The sequence below is a fragment of the Chryseobacterium sp. 2VB genome (genome assembly GCF_005503635.1).
In the GTDB taxonomy this organism is placed as follows: Bacteria; Bacteroidota; Bacteroidia; order Flavobacteriales; family Weeksellaceae; genus Chryseobacterium; species Chryseobacterium cupriresistens.
This window is the reverse complement of the sequence record NZ_SCNC01000059.1, coordinates 1-1096: the sequence shown is the minus strand read 5'-3', so window position 1 is coordinate 1096 and position 1096 is coordinate 1. Positions and strand designations below refer to the sequence as shown.

Annotated in this window: 1 protein-coding gene; it reads right to left on the bottom strand. The window is 39.1% G+C overall.

Annotation, left to right across the window (positions count from 1 at the left end):
• On the bottom strand, positions 1-1038 hold a 1038-nt coding region (locus tag FFS26_RS22365; RefSeq protein ID WP_137906190.1), incomplete at its 3' end, for an IS4 family transposase.
• Positions 1039-1096 lie beyond the last annotated feature (58 nt).

The window sequence follows — 1096 nt, the reverse complement described above, 5'->3', positions numbered from 1 at the left end:
CGAAGAAGCATATTCCAGTTCTGAGGATTCAATGTCATAGCCTTCCTTTTTCAGAATTTTAAATATCTCTTCGATTCTCCAACGCCAGCTATACCACTCGATACAGTTCATGGCCATCTCCATATTATCTATAGATAAGGTAGTTAACAAACGCCAGCAGACCGCATCGCTGCCTTCATATTCAACTTCCCTGGCTTCTATAAAATATATTTTTAAGCTTTTAGGCGTATTTTCATTTATTCTTTTAGGGCTCTTTATTTCTACTTGTTTATAACGGACTTCTACCTTGGCTGTTCTCTTTTTCCTCCCATTTCTGGCATCAATAAAAACCGAATAAACAGCAGGTACCTGCTCCTTGTCGATGCTGGAAAATAATTTTGTCCCATCTGGAAGTGAACGGTCTGCCCTTGCCCTGACCAATAAATCTACACCTTCTTGGGGAATCCTGGCAAACTGCTCATAAATATCACCCTCACGATCTTGCACAATAAGCATGCCCGGAACTTGCGCCTTCAAAGCAGAGATGGTTTGCTCAGATACTTCGATCCATTTGTAGGATTCTTTTTCTTCGATAGGAAGATCACGGTAGTTTCTTTCATGTTTATTCGCAAAATTTTGCGAACGACTCCATAGCTTAACATTAGCAAAGCCATAGGGTGTACCGTTGGAAGCATCAAGAACAACCGATGGATGGATATAGAAACCCAGACCCAGATCCTTTTTGGAGGTGGTCGTGCCAATAAAGTGGTCTTTTTTTATTCTCCCTTTATGACTATAAAGATTAATTTCAGTAGTGTCCTGAATGCAGATCACATATTTGCCCTGACAGGCTTCAATACAGTTATAAGACATATTGCGGATCAGGTCTTCTTCTCTGACACGATCATTCTGAAGAAAACGGTAATATCCCTTGGCGGAAGCTTCATCATCACTTAAACGGCGAATCGAATGAACGCTTTTGGAAAATAAATCATCTAAAATTTTATTGCCACGTTTAAGTAAACGTTTATCGGCTAATTCCCTGAAATTTCTTGTCATAATACTAAATAACAATAAATGTATAAAACTAGGAATAATTGTGTCCACACGATAGTCC